The following is an 18,816-nucleotide window of genomic DNA, read 5'->3' as shown; positions in this document are numbered from 1 at the left end:
ACGAGGAGCAGGACGGGCGGAACCCGGGTAGAGAAGGTGGCATGAGCCATACGCCGGCGCCGAGCGCCACCTACCGGATACAGGTACAACCGGGCTTCACCTTCGCCCAGGCGGCAGCCGCCGCACCGTACCTGGCCCGGCTCGGCGTCAGCCACCTGCACCTGTCGCCGGTGCTCGAGGCCGTGCCAGGCTCCGGGCACGGCTACGACGTGGTGGACCACACCAGGATCCGCGCGGAGCTCGGCGGCGAGGAGGGTCTGCGGGAGCTGTCCCGCACGGCCCGGGAGCACGGGCTCGGGCTGATCCTTGACATCGTCCCGAACCACATGGCCCTACCGGCACCCGAACACCTGAACGCCCCGCTGTGGGCCGTCCTGCGGGACGGGCCGCAGTCGGCGTACGCGGACTGGTTCGACGTCGACTGGGACGCGCTCGGCGGAAAGATCCTGCTGCCGGTGCTGGGCGAGCCGCTGCCCGACGCGCTGGGCGCGCTGGGCGTGGTGTCGGACAAGGCCGCGGGCGGCAAGGTGCTGCGGTACCACGACCACCGCTTCCCGCTGCGCCCCGGCACCGAGCACCTGCCGCTGCCGGAGCTGCTGGCGGCCCAGTGGTATCTGCCGGCCTACTGGCGTACGGCCAGGACCGACCTCAACTACCGCCGGTTCTTCACCATCTCGGACCTGATCGCGATCCGGGTCGAGCGGCCCGAGGTCTTCGCCGCCACCCACGCCACGGTGCTGCGGCTGCTGCGCGACGGTGTGGCCGACGGGCTGCGGGTGGATCACCCGGACGGCCTAGCCGACCCGGCGGGCTATCTGCGGCAGCTGGCCGAGGCGAGCGGCGGCCGCTGGACGGTGGTGGAGAAGATCCTCCAGCGGGACGAGCCGCTGCCCGCGGACTGGGCGTGCGCGGGCACCACCGGCTACGACGCGCTGGACCGGATCGACGGATTGTTCACCGACCCGGACGGCGCCGCCGCCCTTGACGCCTTCCACCGCGAGTACACCGGCGCCGACGACGACCGCGGCGGCCGGTGGGCGCCGACCGTGCGCAGGGCCGCCTACCGGGTGGTCACCCACGACCTGGCCGCCGAGGTCTCCCGGCTGCGCCGCACCGCGGAGCGCGCCGGCTCCCGCGGCCACGCCGCCGGGGTGCTGGAGGACGCGATCCGCGAGCTGCTGGTGCGGGTGCCGGTGTACCGGCCCTACGTGCCCGCGGGCGGCCCGGCCCGCGCCGCGGACCAGGCGATGCTGGAGCGGGCGGCGCGCGAGGCCCGGGAGGCGGTCCCCGCCCTGGGCGACGCGCTGGACCTCGTACGGGACCTTGCACTGGCCCGCCCGGCGGCTGGGCCGGGCGCGGGCACCGGCGACTTCGCGGTGCGGTTCGCGCAGGTCGCCTCCGCCCTGCACGCGAAGTCCGTCGAGGACACCGCCTTCTACCGCTACACCCCGCTGCTCTCGCTGTGCGAGGTCGGCCGCGACCCGGGGCAGCCGGCCACCGCGCCGGCGGAATTCCACGCCTACTGCGCCGGGATCGGGCGCGACCGGCCCACCACCGGCACGGTGCTGTCCACCCACGACACCAAGCGCAGCGCCGATCTGCGGCTGCGCCTTGCGGTGCTGTCGGAGCTGCCGGAGGTGTGGCGGGAGTGGATGGGGCAGCGGGAGGAGCGCGAGGAGCAGCTCGGCTGCCCGCCCGCGCCCGACCGGCAGGTGCGGTACACCGCCTACCAGACCGGCGTGGGAATCGGGTTCTGCCACCCGGACCGGCTGACCCCCGCGGTGCTGAAGGCCGCACGCGAGGCAGGCCTGCACACCACATGGACCGAGCAGGACGAGGCCTACGAGAAGGCGGTCGCCGACTTCGTCGAGCACGGCCCCTGCGGGGTGCAGATATACGACATCGGTGAGTTCGTCGCGCGGCTGCACCCCTACGCCGCCGCCAACTCACTGGGCGCGGCCTTGCTGCACCTGACGATGCCGGGGGTGCCCGACGTCTACCAGGGCACCGAATTCCCCGTGCACACCCTGGTCGACCCCGACAACCGCGGCCCGATGACCGGCCCGGCCGGCGGCACCCGGCGCTTCGGGCTCGGCGGCACGCTGGACGAGCTGCTGGCGGGTCGGGAGCCGCACGGCACGGACGAGGCGAAGCTGCGGCTGACCGCGGTGGCGCTGCGGCTGCGCAGGGACAACCCGCAGTGGTACGGCCCGGACGGCGGCTACGAGCCGCTGACCGCGCAGGGCCCGGCAGCGGAGCACTGCGTGGCCTTCGTACGCGGCGGCGGCGCGCTGACCGCGGTGACCCGGCTGTCCCGCCGGCTCGAACAGGCGGGCGGCTGGCGGGACACCGCCCTGCAACTGCCGCCCGGCGACTGGCACGATCGGCTCGGCGGCGGCACTCGGAGCGGCCGGGTGCCGCTGGCCGAGCTGTTCGCCCACTCCCCCGTGGCCCTGCTCACGCGCTGAGCGCGGGCCGCCGGGCGCGCCGCCGCGTCACGCCTGCGGCAGCGCGGCCTGGTCGGCCTCGGGCAGCCAGTGCTCGGCGGGGTCGTAGTCGAGCCAGGACTCCTCGGCGGCCGCGGCGGCGAAGGCGGCGAGCAGCCGGGGCAGCACCGCGTGCTGCTCGCCGGTGCGCCAGACGGCGTGCCAGGCGTAGAGCGGGGTGGGTCCCGTGACCGGGATCTCGCGCAGGCCGCTGCCGGCCGGCACCTCGACGTCGGCGCACAGCAGCGAGAAGAGCTCCGGGTGGCCGGCGAGGTGGGCGAGGAAGGGGTCGAGGCCCAGGTTGATGCCGCCGAAGTCGCCCGGCACCCCGAAGCGCTCGGTGAAGGCCCGCAGGAATTCCACCTTCGCGCGCGGCGCGGGGAACCACAGCCGCGCCTCGCGCAGCCGCGCCGGGGTGAGGACGGCGGCACCGGCCAGCTCGGCCTTCCGGCTCATCACGGCCTTGACCGGCTCCAGCCTGACCAGCCGCCGGGTCACGCCGGGCGGCCACGGCTCGTCCAGCGCGTGGGTGCGGCCGAGCGCGAAGTCGATCCCGCCGTCGCGCAGGTCCGCCAGCGCCGCGAGGAAGCCGGGCCGCAGGCTCAGCTCGATGTCGAGGTCGGGGTCGTGGTCGACGACCTCGCGGACCGTGCGCAGCGGCACGAACATATGGCCCCACACGCTGACCCGCAGCGGCCGCTCCTCGTGCCGCGCGGCGGCCACCGCCGCCTCACCCGCCCGCACCAGCTCGCGGGCCGGTTCGACGAACCGGCGCCCGGCGTCGGTGAGTTCGACGCCGTGTCCGGTGCGGTCGAAGAGCTTGCGGCCGAGCGCGTCCTCCAGCCGGGCGACCCGCTTGGACAGCGCCTGCTGGGTCAGGTACAGCTCGGCTGCGGCCTGCCCGAAGTGCAGCCGGTCGGCGGTGACCACGAAGGCCCGCACCTGCGCCAGGTCGAGATCCACCGCAGAGCCCCCGTCCTTCACGCCTGCCCGGTCGGCAGGACGATCACCTGCCGCAGGTTAACGTGCGCGGGACGGCTGGTGACGTACGCGATCAGGTCCGCGATGTCGTCGGACGTCAGCGACTCGGGGAAGGCCTGGAACATCCCGTCGAGCTGCGCCGACAGCTCGGCGTTGTCGATGTGGCCGCCCAGCTCGGTGTCGGTCAGACCGGGCTCGACATTGGTGACCCTGACCCCGCGCGGCCCGAACTCGGCCCGCAGCGAGGCCGACAGGTGGGTCAGCGCGGCCTTGGTGGCGCTGTAGACGGCGTATCCGGGGAAGGTCAGGTGCGCGCCGATCGACGAGACGTTGACGAGGTCGGCGACCCGGCCCGCGGCGCCCGCCGCGAGCAGGTCGTCGCGGAAGGCGTCGATGATCCGCAGCGCGCCGGTGAGGTTGGTGTCCACCATCCGCGCCCACTCGTCGCTGCGGCCCGCGTCGATCGGGTTGGGCAGCATGACGCCGGCGGCGTTGACCACCAGGTCGGCGGGCCCGTAGGCCTCCCTGATCCGGTCGGCCGCGGCCCTGACCGAGGCCTGGTCGGTGACGTCGGCGGTGACGGCCAGCGCTCGGCCGCCGTCGGCGGTGATCTTCCCGGCCAGGGTGTCAAGCCGCTCGGTGCGGCGGGCCAGCAGCGCGACCTTCGCGCCCTGCGCGGCCAGCAGGCGGGCGGTGGCCTCGCCCATGCCGCTCGCCGCACCGGTGACGACCGCGGTGCGGCCGGCGAGGTTCCCGTAAAGCGTGGTGCTCATGATGTCCGACTCCCTGAGGTGGCCCGCGTGGCGGGCGCTGCCGTGGTGATGTCCCCACTGTGCTGCGGCCCGCGGCCGCCACCCAGGGCTGCGCTCAACCTGGGTCCGGCAGTACCAGGCTGGCGTTGCCTGCGTTCGGCGGAGCCCGTACGGGCCGGGGAGCAGGGGACAGCCCGTAGGCTCGTGGGCATGGACAACACGCTCGGCGGTTTCCTGCAGTCCCGGCGGGCCCGGATCCAGCCCGAGGACGTCGGCCTGCCGCCGTACGGCAGGCGGCGGGTGCCGGGGCTGCGCCGGGAGGAGGTCGCCCAGCTCGCCGGGGTCAGCGTCGACTACTACATCCGGCTCGAACAGGGCCGCGGCAAGAACGTCTCCGACGCCGTCCTGGACGCCGTCGCCCGGGTGCTGCGGCTCGACCCGACCGAGCACGCGCACCTGCGGGACCTGGCAAGGCCCGGCCGGACGGCGGCCCCCGCGCCCGCCGCCCGCGTGCGCCCCGGGGTGCGGCTGCTGCTCGACGGCATGGCCGACTGCCCGGCCATGGTCATCGACCACCGGATGGAGGTGCTGGCCTGGAACGCCCTCGGCGACGCCGTGCACGACTTCGCGAGCGACCCGGCCGACCGCAACATGCCGCGCCGCGTCTTCCTCGACCCGCGCGCCGCGGCCCTCTACCCGGACTGGGCGGCCGTCGCGGCCGAGACCGTCGCCTACCTCAGGCTGGGCGCCGGACGCCACCCCGACGACGGGCGGCTCACCGCGCTGATCGGCGAACTGTCCATGAAGAGCGAGCACTTCCGCCGGCTGTGGGCCGACCACCTGGTCAGCGAGAAGACCCACGGCGTCAAGGCGATCGACCATCCCGTCGCCGGTGAGCTGCGACTCGCCTACGAGACGCTGGCGCTGCCGGGTGACGCCGACCTGACCGTCGTCGTCTACACCGCGCCGCCCGGCTCCGCCTCCGCGGAACGCCTTGCGGTTCTCGCCAGTTGGAGTGCCGGCCCGCGCTCCGCGGACGCGGACGCCTCCCGCCAGGGCTGACAACGGGCGGTTGTCGAGGCCGCTGGAAGGTTGTTGGACGCATGTCCCGGCCTGCGGTTCTCCTTGATCGGGCGGGCTCGGTGAGCGAGCCGCCGCACCGGATCGAGGAGCTGACGATGAAGGCACTGCTGCCCACGGGGGACCCGGCGAAGCTGGTCGCGTTCGGCGAGGTGGAACAGCCGCGGCCGGGACCGGGCCAGGCGCTGGTCAAGGTCGAGGCCTTCTCCGTCAACCGCGGTGAGGTCTTCCGGCTGCACGGCGGCCTGCCCGGCGTCGGCCTGCGGCCGGGCAAGGACGTGGCGGGCCTGGTCGTCCAGGCCGCGGCCGACGGCAGCGGGCCGCGGGCCGGGCAGCGGGTGGTCGGCCACCCGCCGGGCGGCGGCTGGGCGCAGTACGCGGCCGTCGACACCGACCGGCTCGCGGTGCTGCCCGACAGCGTCTCCGCGGTCACCGCGGCGGCGCTTCCGCTGGCCGGCCTGACCGCGCTGCGGCTGCTGCGGACCGCGGGCGCCATGGGCGGGCGCTCGCTGCTCGTCACGGGCGCGTCGGGCGGCGTCGGCCACTATGTGACCGAACTCGCCGTCGCCGCGGGGGCGGAGGTGACCGCGGTCAGCGCCACACCGGAACGCGGGCGGCGGCTTGCGGAGTTCGGGGCCGCCGTGGTGCACGACGTGGCAGCGGCGGGCGGCCCTTTCGACACCGTGATGGAGTCCGTCGGGGGCGACACGACGGCCCGAGCCCTGGCCCTGCTGCGCCCGCGCGGCGAGCTCGTCTGGTTCGGCCAGGCCTCGCGGCAGCCCGCAGCGCTGGACTTCTTCGCCTTCTTCGAAGGCCCCTCGTCGGCGACGATCCGGCACTTCCACTACGAGGACTTCCCCGAGTCCTACGCCGCCGACCTCGCCGCACTCGTACGGCTCGTCGCCGGCGGGCGGCTGCACCCGGAGATCGGGCGGCTCGCCGGGTGGGACGACACCGCCGCCGTCCTGGCGGACCTGCACGACCGGCGCGTCGCGGGCAACGCGGTCCTCACCACGGGTGCGTAGGCCGCGCTTCCCGCACTTCCCCCGGGGTGCCCGCGCCGGGAGCGGCCCCGGTTCATGCGAGCAGGTCGACGAGGGCGGCGGCGGGTCCCGCGAGCGGGGTGCGGGACCAGGCGAAGAGCGGGCGGCGCCAGGGCGGGGCGAGGGTGACCGAGGCGGTGCCGGGGGGCAGTGCGTAGGAGGGGACGGCGGCGACGCCGGCCCCGGCGGCGGCCATCGACACGGCCGTGGTCGTGTGCTCGGTGCGCACCGCGGTCCTGGGCGCGAACCCGGCACGCTCGCAGGCGAGGTCGATGAAGGGCCGCCCCTCGACGACCGGTTCCATGGCGCAGCGGATCCAGTCCCGCCCCGCGAGATCGGCCAGCGCGATCGGGCCGCCGCCGACCAGCGGGTCGCCGGGCGGCAGCACCACGACGACCTCCTCGTCACCGAGCGGGACCCGGGCCGCGGCGCCGGCCCCGCCGTGGCCGACGGCGAGGTCGGCCACACCGCGATCCATGCCGTCGTCCAGATCCTCGTCCCGCCCGTACTCGTGCAGGATCAGCTCCACGCCCGGCCGTTCGCGCCGCCAGCGGGCGAAGACCGGCGGCAGCAGCCCGGCCGCCACCGAGTGGACCGCGGCGACGTGCAGTTCACCGCCGAGCACCCCGGCGGCGGCCCTGGCGGCGCGTTCTGCGCGGGCGGCGCTGCGTACGGCGACCTCCGCGTGCGGCAGGAAGGCCCGGCCCATAGGGGTGAGCCGCACCCCGCGCGGCAGGCGCTCCAGCAGCGGACCGCCTATGTGCCGCTCGAACGCCTTGATCTGGTGGGACAGCGCGGGCTGCGTGACGTGCAGGATCTCGGCGGCGCGGGTGAAGGACCCGGCGTCCACCACGGTCACGAAGTACTCCATCTGCCGCAGGCTCATCCGACTCCTCCCATGAACATTCTGCATGGCACGTACACAGATTAGGCCTTGGACTCATGGCATCGGGCGCCGGAGACTGGTCGCATGACGAGCGGAAACGAACCGGGCACGGCGGACGTCATCGTGATCGGCGGCGGCACGGGCGGTTACAGCACCGCGCTGCGGGCCGCGGCCCTCGGCCTCGACGTGCTGCTGATGGAGCGGGACCTGGTCGGCGGCACCTGTCTGCACCGCGGCTGCATCCCCAGCAAGGCGATGCTGCACGCGGCGGAACTGGTCGACGGGATCGTCGAGGCACGTGAGCGGTGGGGGGTGAAGGCCACCCTCGACGCGGTGGACTGGCCGGCGCTGACCGCGACCCGTGACGACATCGTGGCCCGCAACCACCGAGGCGTGGAGAGCCACTTGGCGAGCGCGGGAGTGCGGGTGGTGCGGGCGGCGGCCCGGCTGACCGGACCGCGCTCCGTGGCGGCCGGCGGGCAGGAGTACGCGGCGCGGCGCGGGATCGTGCTGGCGACCGGGTCGCGTCCCCGGCTGCTGCCGGGGACGGTTCCCGACGGGAAGCGGGTGGTCACCAGCGACGACGCGCTGTTCGCGCCGGGCCTGCCGGAATCCGTGCTGGTGCTGGGCGGCGGCGCGATCGGCGTCGAGTACGCCTCGCTGCACCGGTCGATGGGCGCCCGGGTGGTGCTGGTGGAGGCCGCAGACCGGCTGCTGCCGCTGGAGGACGCCGATGTCTCGCGGCACCTCGGCAGGGGCCTGCGCAGGCGCGGTGTCGAGGTGCTGACCGGGGCGCGGATGACAGCGGCCGAGCCGTACGGGACCGGGGACGGCGGCGGGGTGCGGGTGACCGTGGCGGCGGATCGCGGCGGGACGCGGGTCCACGACGTGGCCCGGCTGCTCGTCGCGGTCGGCCGCGAGCCGGTCACCGACGGGCTCGGCCTGGCCGCGGCGGGGCTCGGGACTGACGCGCGCGGCTTCGTGGCGCCCGCCGACTGGTCCCGGCTGGAGACCGCGGTGCCGGGCGTCCACGTGGTGGGCGACCTGCTGCCGCCGCCGTCGCCGGGCCTGGCGCACGCCTCGTTCGCCGAGGGGATGCTGGTCGCCGAGGTGCTGGCCGGCGGCGCCCCGCGGGCGATCGACTACCCGGCAGTACCGCGGGTGACGTATTCGAGCCCGCAGACCGCCTCGGTCGGCCTGACCGAGGCCCAGGCCCGCGAGCGGGGCCTGGAGGTGGTGGTGAACTCGATGCCGCTGACCGCGGTGGCCAAGGGCATGGTGCACGGGCAGGGCGGCACCGTGAAGGTGGTCGCGGCGCGCGGCGGCGGTCCCGTGCTCGGCGTCCACCTGGTCGGACCGCATGTCTCGGAGATGATCGCGGAGAGCCAGCTGATCGTCGGCTGGGAGGCGGAGCCGGCCGACGTGGCCTGGCACATCCACCCGCATCCGACGCTGTCCGAGGCGGTCGGCGAGGTGTTCTTGACCCTCGCCGGCCGCGGGCTGCACCAGTCGGTGTGACCGGCGGCACACCCCGCCCAGGCAAGTGCGGCGAGTGAACTTCGTCTGAGCCGCCCGGTCCGCGGGCATGCATCTGGCCGGGACCGAGTGTCGGGGACCGGACGGGAGACATGCGTGCTGTTCGAAGTGTGGGCGCCCCATGCCCAGCGGGTGGAGATCCTGATCGACGAGCGCGCCCACCGGCTCGGCCCCGACCCGTCGCGCGAGGGCTGGTGGCGTACGGAGCTGCCGGCGCCGGACGGCACCCGCTACGCCTACCTGCTGGACGGCGGCCCGCCGCTGCCCGACCCGCGCTCGCGGCGGCAGCCTGAGGGGCCCGACGGGCCGAGCGCGGTCGTCGAACAGGACGCCTTCGCCTGGTCGGCGCCCTGGCCGGGCCGCGGGCTGCCCGGCGCGGTCCTCTACGAGCTGCACGTCGGCACCTTCACCGCGGCCGGCACCTTCGACGCGGCCGCGGAACGGCTGCCGCACCTGGCCAGGCTGGGCATCACCCACGTCCAGCTGATGCCGGTCTGCCCCTTCCCCGGCACCAACGGCTGGGGCTACGAAGGGGTGTCGCTGTGGGCGGTGCACGAACCCTACGGCGGCCCCGAGGCAATGAAGCGCTTTGTCGACTCGGCGCATCGGCACGGCCTCGGCGTGGTCCTGGACGTGGTGCACAACCACCTCGGCCCCTCGGGCAACCATCTGCCGCCGTTCGGCCCGTACTTCACCGACCGGCACCACACTCCGTGGGGCGACGCGGTGAACCTGGACGCGCCGGGCTCCGACGAGGTCAGGGACTTCCTGACCGGCAGCGCCCTGGCCTGGCTGCGGGACTACCGGCTCGACGGGCTGCGGCTCGACGCGGTCCACGCGCTGGTCGACACCCGCGCGCTGCACTTCCTCGAAGAGCTGTCCACCGCCGTCGACGGGCTGTCCGCCGCGCTCGGCCGCCCGCTGTTCCTGATCGCCGAGTCCGACCTCAACGACCCGCGCACCACCGCCCCGCGCGAGGCCGGCGGCATGGGCCTGCACGCCCAGTGGAACGACGACTTCCACCACGCCCTGCACACCGCGGTGACCGGCGAGTCCCAGGCCTACTACGCCGACTTCGCCGCGGCAGGACCGGCCGCCGTCGCCAAGACCCTCGGCCACGGCTTCTTCCACGACGGCAGCCACTCCTCCTTCCGCGGCCGCCGCCACGGCCGCCCGCTCGACGCCGGCACCACCCCCGGCCACCGGCTGATCGGCTACGCGCAGACCCACGACCAGATCGGCAACCGGGCCACCGGCGACCGGCTCACCACCTCCCAGCTCGCCGCCGCCGCGGCACTCGTGCTCACCTCGCCCTTCACCCCGATGCTGTTCATGGGTGAGGAGTGGGGCGCGACCACCCCCTGGCAATTCTTCACCGACCACCACGACCGGGAGCTCGGCGAGGCCATCACCCGTGGCAGGCGGCGCGAGTTCGCCGGGCACGGCTGGGCGGAGCAGGACGTGCCCGACCCGCAGGACCCGGCCACCAGGGACCGCTCCTGCCTGGACTGGGCGGAGCCCGACAAGCCGGAGCACCGCGAACTCCTGGACTGGTACCGCGCGCTGATCGCCCTGCGGCGGGCGGAGCCCGCGCTGACCGACCCGCAGCTGGACGCCGTGACCGCCGTCGCGGGCGGCCGCACACTGCGGGTGGCCCGCGGCCCCTTCCGTGTCATCGCCAACTTCTCCGACGCCCCCGCCAGGGTGCCGCTCGACGCCGCCTGCACCATGGTGCTGGCCCGCCCCGGCTGCGCGCTGCTGGCCGGTCCCGCCGTCCAGCTGCCCGCCCGCGGGGCCGCCGTACTGCGGACCGCGGGCGCTACGGTGGAGGCATGACGACACAGACCCCGCCCTCCCCCGACAGCGCCCCGGTCGCGGACTGCGTGCTGTGCGGCGAGCCGACCGAGTACCCGGCAAGCACCCGCGGCGCCACCCACTGCCCGGTGTGCGAGTGGCAGGAGGCCCAGCGCACCGCCTGCTCCGGCTGAGGCCGCCCCGGGGCGGCGCCCGGAAGACCGCCGGCGGGACGGGCCTCAGGGGATGAACACCGGCCCGAGCCCGTGCAGGGCCGCCACCGCGTACTCGCCCTCGACCATGGCCTCGACCTCGAAGCCGAAGCGGTGGGTGGGCGGGTAGCCGATGAGTTCCGCAGCCCTGTTCCTGGGGAGGTCGTCGGGCCGGCCGGCCTCCCACAGCATCACCGCGCCCCAGCGGTTGCGGTCCCGGTCGGCCATCCAGAATTTGAGCCGCAGCCCCTCGACGGCCGCCCACTGGTCGACGGTGCCGTCCCGCAGGTGGTCGCGCAGGGAGTCGACGGTCGCGGTGGACCGGTCCAGGTCCCACCACGCGATGTCAACGTGCATGGCGCAGCAAGCCAGTCATGGGTGGACTCTTTCGCCGTGAACATGGAGAAGGACTCGGAGACTGCATTCAGATCGGGTCCTACCCCGTCTGCTGCGCATTTACAGCCCACCAGAAAAGGTGATCGGTTCCTGGGCGTCGAAGATCCGCGTCGTTTGTTCACCATGCGCCGGCGATACCGAGTGCCGGCAGACTGATCAGCTTAACGACGGCCCGCATGGAGCGTCCACACGGCCCTACCATTTCTGTGATCGGCCTGTGGCGAGAAGGAGGCGTACTTGACATACGGGCGCCTGGCACTGCCGGCGCCGCCAGCTGCGGAATTCCCCGGGCGGCCGCATCGCACACGGCCGGCAGCCCGCCACCGGCCCGGAGTTCAGTTGGCCGAAAAGGTGGCACCACCCCTTTCCGTTGACCGATAAACATATCCGGGAAGAACCGGAATCGAATGCAATTAACCCTTTGCGCCGGTGTTTTCCCGGCCGCCGCGAAGGCTTGTTACCGGACGGCCTTGACACCGGGGCGCCCACTCGGCTCCACTGGTGGGAGCTATTTTCGGTCTTCGGCTCGTCTTCCAGCGTTGCGCAATGAAATCCCCCCTCCCGGTCGCAGCAGTAGAAACAGGGACGGAATGCGACAGTGAGGGGCACATTCTTTTCCCGGGATTCCGGTCATCAACCGAGGCGGCATCCCCGGTGGGGAATGCCGCCCCGACAGGGAGGTTCCGCAGTGAAGATCGACCTGAAGGCGGCCCAGGAGGCGGTCGAGCTGATCACGGGCGGCTGGCGCGCCCAGTGCCTCCACACCGCGCTGAAGATGGGGATACCGGACCACATCGCGGCCGGCAGGACCACCGACAGCGCGCTCGCCGACGCGACCGGCGCCAAGGAGGAGGGCGTGCACCGCCTGATGCGGCTGCTGGTCGCGATGGGCGTGTTCGACGGTGACGGGCAGCGCGGCTACCGCAACACCGCGCTCAGCGGCGTCCTGCTCGACGAGCCGGACTCGCTGCGGAACATGTGCCTGCTCTACGGCGAGGAGTTCTACACCGCGTGGGGCCACGCGCACGAGGCCATCAGCACGGTGAGCGCCGGTTTCGAGATCGCGTACGGCGAACCGCTCTACCGCTACCTCAGCCACGACGACGACGTGAACGAGCGCTTCCAGCTGGCCATGAAGGCCGGCAACCTCTTCTTCGACCACGTTCCCGAGGCCATCGACTTCGCGGGCAAGACGTTCGCCGACGTCGGCGGCGGCATCGGCCAGCTGACCGCAGCGATCCTGGCCGCCGTGCCGGACGCGCACGGCACGCTGCTGGACCGCGAGCACGTGGTGCCGGTCGCGGCCGCGAACATCGGCGCCGGCGTGGGGCTCGACCGCGTCGAACTGGTCGGCGGGAACATGTTCGAGGCGGTGCCGCAGGGCAAGGACATCTACCTGCTGTGCCGGGTGCTCGCGGGCTGGAGCGACGACGAGGTCGTCAAGGTGTTCAGGAACTGCCGCGAGGCCATGCCCGACTCGTCGTCGCGCCTGGTGATCCTGGAACGCGTCGTCGTGGACGAGGACTCCACCGTGCTGCCCGCGCTGTGGGACCTGCACCTGCTGATGACCAACGGCGGCCGGCACCGCACCCTCGAGAGGTTCACCGGGATGCTCGACCGCGCCGGTCTCGACGTGGAGCGGGTCGCCGCCCTGCCCTCCGAGACCACCGCGGTGATCGCGGCGCCCCGCGCCACCGGGTGAGAAGGGGACCTTCGATGACCCACGCAGTGAACCTGGACGCGGTCGGCCGCACGGCCCTGGTCACCGCCGCCATGCGGGCCGCGGAGACGGCCAGGCCCGACGCGCTCCACCAGGACCCGTACGCGGCGGCCCTCGCGGGCGAGCTCGGCCCCGCGCTGCTCGCCGAGCTGCTGGCCGCGGCCGCGGCCGCGGCGCAGGCGCCGCCCGCCCCGTCCGGCGGGCCGCGGCCCGGCGCCGGCGGCACCGACCGGCGGGCCGTCAACGCCATCCGCACCCGCTTCTTCGACGGATTCCTGCGCACCGCCGCCCAGGAGCCCGGCATGAACCAGATCGTGGTCGCGGGCGCCGGCGTGGACTCCCGTCCCTACCGCATGCGCTGGCCCGACACGGTCCGCTACTTCGAGGTCGACCAGCCCGCGGTGCTGGACTACAAGCGCGAGCGGCTGGCCGCCGTGGCACCCGCCGCGGACCACCGCCCCGTCCCCGTGGACCTCACCTCGCCGTCCTGGCCGGACGCCCTGGCCGACGCCGGCTACCGGGCGGACCAGCCGTCGGCCTGGCTGCTCGAGGGCCTGCTGTTCTACATCCCTGAGGCCGGGGTGCACCGGGTGCTCGACCAGGTCGCCGAGCTGTCGGCCCCCGGCAGCCGGATCGCGGCCGACCTGGTGAACGCGGCCGCGCTGACGATGCCGAGCCAGCGTGCCCTGCTCGAGGTGTTCGCGAGCTGGGGGTGCCCGTGGCTTTTCGGCTGCGACGAGCCGGAGGAGCTGTTCGAGCAGCACGGCTTCAAGGCCGACGTGACGCAGCCCGGTGGGCTGGGCGCCGAGTTCGGCCGCTGGCCTGAACCGGTGCCGCCGCGCGACCAGCCGGACGTCTACCGGGTCTTCCTGGTCACCGGCCGCCGGCACTGAGCGCGCGGCCGCCCTGCCGAGCGCTTCAGGCCTGCCGAGCGCTTCAGGTCTTCAGCAGGGCGGCCCGGCTCGCGGCCACGTCGAAGTCCGCCTCCGGGTACTTCGGCCCGATCAGCTCCAGGTGTTCGAGCAGCAGCTTGGCGACCGCCCAGTTGCGATACCACTTGCGGTCGGCGGGCACCAGGTACCAGGGCGCGCTGTCGGTCGAACAGCGGTCGAGAGCGGCCTCGTACGCCTCCTGGTAGGCGGGCCACAGCGCGCGCTCGGCGATGTCGCCCTCGTTGAACTTCCAGTGCTTGGCGGGGTTGTCCAGGCGGGCCACCAGCCGCTCGCGCTGCTCCTCGTGGCCGATGTGCAGGAAGATCTTCAGCACCGTGACGCCGTCGTCGGCCAGCGACTGCTCGAAGCGGTTGATCACCCCGTACCGCCGGCTCCAGGTGGCCCGCGGCACCAGGTCGCGCACCCGGGTGATGAGCACGTCCTCGTAGTGCGAGCGGTCGAAGACCCCGATCTCGCCCGGCGCGGGCAGCGCCTTGCGGATCCGCCAGAGGAAGGGGTGCTGCCGCTCCTCGCCGGTGGGCGTCTTGAAGGCCGTCACTCGCACGCCCGTCGGGTTCAGCCCGGAGGCCACATGCTTGACGGTGCCGCCCTTGCCCGAGGTGTCCATGCCCTGGAGCACCAGCAGCAGGCACCGCGGGTCGCCCGACGTGCTCTGTGCGAACAGCCTCTCCTGCAACGCGGCCAGCCGTTCGCGCACCTGCTCGGTCTCGGCCAGCGCCTTCGCCTTGCCGCCGGGGCTGCCGGGGGTCGCCCTGGTGTCGTACGACGCCAGGCTCACCCCGCCCTGCGGCACCCGCAGCAGCGACCGGAGGCCGCCCTTCGCCTTCTTGTGCCTGTCCTTGCCCATGCAGCGATCCTGCGCCCGTTCAGGCCGCCCCGCCAGCCCCGGACGGCCGCCCGGCGTCGCGGGCGAGCGCGGTCAGCCGGGACACCGCGCGGAAGTACTTCTTCCGGTAACCGCCTGCCAGCAGCTCCGCCCCGAACAGCCGGTCGAAGGGCACGCCTGAGGCGGTCACCGGTATCTCCCGGTCGTAGAACCGGTCGGCCAGCACCACCAGGCGCAGCGCCGCGGCCTGGTCGGTGACCTCGGTGACCCCGCGCAGGAAGACCGCCTCCACCCCGTCGCACAGCGCCCCGTACCTGCTGGGGTGGACCGTCGCCAGGTGCGCGGCCAGAGTGTCGAAGTCGTCGAGCGCCGACCCGGGCGTCCGCAGCGCGGCCCGCGTGACCTGCTCGTCCGTGGACGGCTCCGGCGCCTGCGGCAGCCCGCGGTGCCTGAAGTCCTCACCGTCGATCCGCACGCTGGTGAACCGGCCGGACAGGCCCTGGATCTCCCGCATGAAGTCCGCCGCGGCGAAGCGCCCCTCGCCCAGCTTCCCCGGCAGCGTGTTGGACGTCGCCGCCAGCCGTACGCCCGCGTCCGCGAGCTTGCCGAGCAGCGTGGAGACCAGGACCGTGTCGCCCGGGTCGTCCAGCTCGAACTCGTCGATGCACAGCAGCAGGTGGTCCTTCAGCGCGTGCACCGCGGGCTGGAAGCCCAGCGCCCCGACCAGGTTGGTCAGCTCCACGAAGGTGCCGAAGGCCTTGCGCTCGCGGGGAGCGGGCGTGGCGTGCCACAGGGAGGCCAGCAGGTGGGTCTTGCCGACGCCGTAGCCGCCGTCCAGGTACACCCCGCCGGCCGGTGCCGCGGGCTCGCTCCTGAACCAGCGCCGCCTCGCCTGCGGTGCGGGCCGGTCCGCGAAGGCCCGCAGCCGGGCCACCGCCGCGGCCTGGCTCGGCTGGGACGGGTCCGCCTGGTAGGTCTCGAACCGCACGCCGTCGAACCTCGGCGGCGGGACCATCTCCCCGACGAGCCGCCCGGTCTCGACGTGCGGGCTGCGCTCGCTGAGGGCGACGGGTCTGATCAGGGCGGAGGACGACACGGCTCCTTAGCGTAGTGCGTGGCCGCGGCGCCCGGCGGCGCGGGGCTTGCCCGCCCCCCTCGCGGCCCCGGGCCCGGACGCGCTCCGGCGCGGCGGCGGCGCGCCCGGCGGCCGGAAGCGCGCCCCCGGGCGTGCCGCGGTGCCCCGTGGAAGACTGCACGGCATGCACCGCCTGCACCCACCCGCCGGGACGGCGGACGACGGCCCCGCGCTCGACACCCCGCACGGCCTGGCGGCCGCCTACGCCTACCCGGCGGCCGGGGGCAGGGACCGCCCGTACCTGCGGGCGAACATGGTCGGGTCGCTCGACGGCGCCGCCCACGCGGACGGCAGGTCGGCCCCCCTGTCCTCCCCCGCCGACATGCGCGTCTTCGGCACGCTGCGCGCTCTCGCCGACGCGATCGTCGTGGGCGCGGAGACCGTCCGCCGCGAGGGCTACCGCCCGGCCAAGGCACGCAAGGACTTCGCCGGACAGCGTGCCGCCGACGGCCAGGCGCCCGCCCCGGTGATCGCGGTGGTGAGCCGCAGGCTCGACCTGGACTTCGACACACCGCTCTTCCGCGAGGCGGCCGTTCCGACGGTGATCCTGACCTGCGCGTCGGCGCCCGGGGCCGGGCTCGCGGCGGCCGAGGCGGCCGGCGCCCGGGTGGTCGTCGCAGGGGACGAGGGAGTGGACCCGGCCCGCGCGGTCGCGGAGCTCGCGGCGCTCGGCCACACCCGGCTGCTGCACGAGGGCGGTCCCCGGCTGCTCGCCCAGTTCGCGGCGGCCGGCGTCCTCGACGAGCTGTGCCTGACGGTGGCGCCGCTGCTGGTGGGCGGTGACGCGCCGCGCGTCATGAACGGCCCCTCGGTGCCCGAGGGCCCGGCCCGCTTCCTACCGGCGTCGATCCTGGAGGAGGACGGCTACCTGTTCACCCGGTACGTCCGGGCGCCGCGGCCGACCGGGACCGGCCCGGGGCAAGGATGAGCCCGCAAAAAACCGGACTGCTTCGTTCCGCTTGGCGCCGCCAGGGAACACTTACAGCGGTGCCCCGTGAAGATCGGGGCAGGATGGTCTCTGTGACGGCCGATTCGCCCGCGAGAAAGAAGGACGTGTCCGTGTTCACGACCGTACTCATGATCGAGAAGCCGCTCGCTCCGGCGGACGTGGAGCTGGTCACGACCCTGCACGGCGAGGAGCAGGTCTCCTTCGTGGTGCTGATGCAGCCCCGGGGGGACCAGGACCGCCTGCTGCGGGCCGTGGACGACGTGGCACTGGGCCATCTGGACGACGCCGCCCGGGAGAACGAGGTGCCCGAGGGCGACGACGCCTTCGGACCGGCGGAACGCGCGCTGGCCCACTCCATCGAGGCGCTGCGCAAGTCGGGGGCCGACGCGGTCGGCGAGATCGTCCAGCGGCACCCGCTCGACGTGCTGCGGAAGGTGGTGGAGCGCACCGGCGCCGACGAGGTCATCGTGCTGACCGCGCCGCACTTCGTGGAGGAGTTCTTCCACCGCGACTGGACCTCCCGCGCCCGCCACAAGGTGGGGGTGCCCGTGCTCAAGCTGTTCGCACAGCAGGACGACCAGGGGTAGCCACCGGGGACGTGAGCTCCGGCAGCTTCGGGCAGTGCGAGAATCGGCTGACCCGTCAACGGCCCGCCCCTGGGGAGATCCGCGTATGAGCCCGTCCGTTCCGCCCACCATGGACCGACCGCACTTCATCGGTATCGGCGGCGCCGGGATGTCGGGGATCGCGAAGATCCTCGCCCAGCGCGGCGCGCGGGTGGCCGGCAGCGACTCGCGTGACTCGGAGACGGCAGCGGCGCTGCGCGCGCTGGGCGTGACCGTGCACATCGGGCACGACGCCGCGCACCTGGCGCAGGACGCCACCGCCGTGGTCGTCTCCAGCGCGATCCGGGCCGAGAACCCGGAACTGGCGGCGGCGCGCGAGCGCGGGGTGCCGGTGGTGCACCGCAGCGACGCGCTGGCCGCCCTCATGGACGGCACCAGGCCGATCGCGGTCGCCGGTACGCACGGCAAGACGACCACCACCTCGATGCTGGCGGTCGCGCTGACCGCGCTCGGCCTCGACCCGTCGTACGCGATCGGCGGCGACCTGGACGAGCCCGGGTCGAACGCCCGGCACGGCGAGGGCGACGTCTTCGTCGCCGAGGCCGACGAGAGCGACCGCAGCTTCCACACGTACGCCCCCGAGGTGGCGATCGTGCTGAACGTGGAGCTGGACCACCACGCCAACTACGCCTCGCTCGAAGAGATCCACGAGTCCTTCGAGACCTTCGTCGGCAAGGTGCGGCCGGGCGGCACCCTGGTGGTCTCTGCCGACCAGGCGGGCGCGGTGGAGCTGACCTCCCGGGTCCGCGACATCGGCGGCCTGCGCATCGTGACGGTCGGCGAGGCGGAGGGCGCGGACGTCCGGGTCGTGAAGATCAACCCGCGCGGCCTGACCAGCGAGGTCACCGTGCTGCTCGACGGCCGGATGATGACCTTCACCGTGTCGGTGCCCGGCAGGCACTACGCACTCAACGCGGTCGCGGCGCTGGCCGCCGGTATCGCGATCGGCGCCCCGGCCCGCAACCTGGCGTCGGCACTGGCGAATTACACCGGCGTCAAGCGGCGGCTGCAGCTCAAGGGCGAGGCGGCCGGGGTGCAGGTGATCGACTCCTACGCGCACCACCCGACCGAGATGGCCGCCGACCTGGAGGCGATCCGCGGCGCCGCGGAGGGCGGCCGGGTGCTGGTGGTCTTCCAGCCGCACCTGTTCAGCCGCACCCGGGAGCTGGGCGTCGAGATGGGCGGCGCGCTCGGCCTCGCGGACGCCTCGGTGGTGCTGGACATCTACCCGGCCCGCGAGGACCCGATCCCCGGGGTGACCAGCGCCGTCATCGTCGACGCGGCGAGGGCTGCGGGCGCCGACGTGACCGCCGAGTCCGACCGGGACGCGGTGGCCGGGCTGGTGGCAGGAATGGCGAAGCCGGGTGATCTCGTTCTCACCATGGGAGCGGGCGACGTGACCGACCTCGGACCACGGATTCTCGCCCGTCTCGGCAGCTGA

General features: G+C 74.1%; 17 protein-coding genes. 11 read left to right on the top strand and 6 right to left on the bottom strand.

What is annotated here, in order from left to right:
- Positions 1-41 precede the first annotated feature (41 nt).
- Entirely contained in the window at positions 42-2,468 is a 2,427-nt protein-coding gene (gene treY / locus ACGFMP_RS18900) for a malto-oligosyltrehalose synthase (RefSeq protein WP_393673622.1), read from the top strand.
- A gap of 27 nt (positions 2,469-2,495) precedes the next feature.
- Here treY and ACGFMP_RS18895 read toward each other — a convergent pair whose 3' ends face one another.
- Positions 2,496-3,449, bottom strand: coding sequence for a LysR family transcriptional regulator (locus ACGFMP_RS18895; RefSeq protein WP_393673620.1), 954 nt, complete (start codon positions 3,447-3,449; stop codon positions 2,496-2,498).
- Between the two features lie 17 nt (positions 3,450-3,466).
- Positions 3,467-4,240 (bottom strand): SDR family oxidoreductase, encoded by a 774-nt coding sequence (locus ACGFMP_RS18890; protein ID WP_393673619.1) that lies wholly within the window; start codon positions 4,238-4,240, stop codon positions 3,467-3,469.
- A 189-nt stretch (positions 4,241-4,429) separates the two neighbouring features.
- Between ACGFMP_RS18890 and ACGFMP_RS18885 the strand changes: the two genes are divergently transcribed.
- Positions 4,430-5,281 (top strand): helix-turn-helix transcriptional regulator, encoded by an 852-nt coding sequence (locus tag ACGFMP_RS18885; RefSeq protein ID WP_393673617.1) that lies wholly within the window; start codon positions 4,430-4,432, stop codon positions 5,279-5,281.
- Positions 5,282-5,397: 116 nt separating this feature from the next.
- Positions 5,398-6,324, top strand: coding sequence for a zinc-binding dehydrogenase (locus ACGFMP_RS18880; RefSeq protein ID WP_393673780.1), 927 nt, complete (start codon positions 5,398-5,400; stop codon positions 6,322-6,324).
- A 52-nt stretch (positions 6,325-6,376) separates the two neighbouring features.
- Here ACGFMP_RS18880 and ACGFMP_RS18875 read toward each other — a convergent pair whose 3' ends face one another.
- The gene (locus ACGFMP_RS18875; protein WP_393673615.1) at positions 6,377-7,228 is read right to left on the bottom strand and encodes a LysR substrate-binding domain-containing protein; all 852 of its coding nucleotides are present in this window, start codon (positions 7,226-7,228) and stop codon (positions 6,377-6,379) included.
- Positions 7,229-7,312: 84 nt separating this feature from the next.
- Here ACGFMP_RS18875 and ACGFMP_RS18870 point away from each other — a divergent pair, with 84 nt between their 5' ends.
- The 3 genes from ACGFMP_RS18870 to ACGFMP_RS18860 all read left to right on the top strand — a co-directional run bounded on the left by ACGFMP_RS18870 (position 7,313) and on the right by ACGFMP_RS18860 (position 10,752).
- Positions 7,313-8,746 carry an FAD-dependent oxidoreductase gene (locus ACGFMP_RS18870; RefSeq protein WP_393673614.1) on the top strand — a complete coding sequence of 478 codons (1,434 nt, stop codon included), beginning with the start codon at positions 7,313-7,315 and terminating at the stop codon, positions 8,744-8,746.
- A 114-nt stretch (positions 8,747-8,860) separates the two neighbouring features.
- Positions 8,861-10,600, top strand: a complete 1,740-nt coding sequence (gene treZ / locus ACGFMP_RS18865) for a malto-oligosyltrehalose trehalohydrolase (protein WP_393673612.1) — start codon at positions 8,861-8,863, stop codon at positions 10,598-10,600.
- A complete protein-coding gene (locus ACGFMP_RS18860; RefSeq protein ID WP_393673610.1) occupies positions 10,597-10,752 on the top strand; it encodes a hypothetical protein in 156 nt (51 codons plus the stop codon). The genes treZ and ACGFMP_RS18860 overlap by 4 nt, the downstream gene beginning before the upstream one ends.
- 45 nt (positions 10,753-10,797) lie before the next feature.
- Here the strand turns inward: ACGFMP_RS18860 and ACGFMP_RS18855 are convergent, their stop codons facing one another.
- On the bottom strand, positions 10,798-11,127 hold the full coding sequence (locus ACGFMP_RS18855; RefSeq protein ID WP_393673609.1) for a hypothetical protein: 330 nt from the start codon (positions 11,125-11,127) through the stop codon (positions 10,798-10,800).
- Between the two features lie 727 nt (positions 11,128-11,854).
- Between ACGFMP_RS18855 and ACGFMP_RS18850 the strand changes: the two genes are divergently transcribed.
- On the top strand, positions 11,855-12,868 hold the full coding sequence (locus tag ACGFMP_RS18850) for a methyltransferase (protein ID WP_393673607.1): 1,014 nt from the start codon (positions 11,855-11,857) through the stop codon (positions 12,866-12,868).
- Positions 12,869-12,882: 14 nt separating this feature from the next.
- The gene (locus ACGFMP_RS18845) at positions 12,883-13,779 is read left to right on the top strand and encodes an SAM-dependent methyltransferase (protein WP_393673605.1); all 897 of its coding nucleotides are present in this window, start codon (positions 12,883-12,885) and stop codon (positions 13,777-13,779) included.
- A 43-nt stretch (positions 13,780-13,822) separates the two neighbouring features.
- Here the strand turns inward: ACGFMP_RS18845 and ACGFMP_RS18840 are convergent, their stop codons facing one another.
- The gene (locus ACGFMP_RS18840) at positions 13,823-14,686 is read right to left on the bottom strand and encodes a polyphosphate kinase 2 family protein (protein WP_393673603.1); all 864 of its coding nucleotides are present in this window, start codon (positions 14,684-14,686) and stop codon (positions 13,823-13,825) included.
- A gap of 19 nt (positions 14,687-14,705) precedes the next feature.
- A complete protein-coding gene (gene zapE, locus ACGFMP_RS18835) occupies positions 14,706-15,680 on the bottom strand; it encodes a cell division protein ZapE (protein ID WP_393673779.1) in 975 nt (324 codons plus the stop codon).
- 244 nt (positions 15,681-15,924) lie between these two features.
- Here zapE and ACGFMP_RS18830 point away from each other — a divergent pair, with 244 nt between their 5' ends.
- The 3 genes from ACGFMP_RS18830 (at position 15,925) to murC (ending at position 18,816) form a co-directional block, all read left to right on the top strand.
- Positions 15,925-16,728, top strand: a complete 804-nt coding sequence (locus ACGFMP_RS18830; RefSeq protein WP_393673601.1) for a pyrimidine reductase family protein — start codon at positions 15,925-15,927, stop codon at positions 16,726-16,728.
- 131 nt (positions 16,729-16,859) lie between these two features.
- Positions 16,860-17,336 carry an indole-3-glycerol phosphate synthase gene (locus ACGFMP_RS18825; protein ID WP_393673599.1) on the top strand — a complete coding sequence of 159 codons (477 nt, stop codon included), beginning with the start codon at positions 16,860-16,862 and terminating at the stop codon, positions 17,334-17,336.
- Between the two features lie 85 nt (positions 17,337-17,421).
- Positions 17,422-18,816, top strand: coding sequence for a UDP-N-acetylmuramate--L-alanine ligase (gene murC, locus ACGFMP_RS18820; protein WP_393673598.1), 1,395 nt, complete (start codon positions 17,422-17,424; stop codon positions 18,814-18,816).

This window comes from Streptomyces sp. NPDC049040 (genome assembly GCF_043197715.1).
Taxonomy (GTDB): Bacteria; Actinomycetota; Actinomycetes; order Streptomycetales; family Streptomycetaceae; genus Actinacidiphila.
This window is presented reverse-complemented; position numbering and strand designations above follow the sequence as displayed.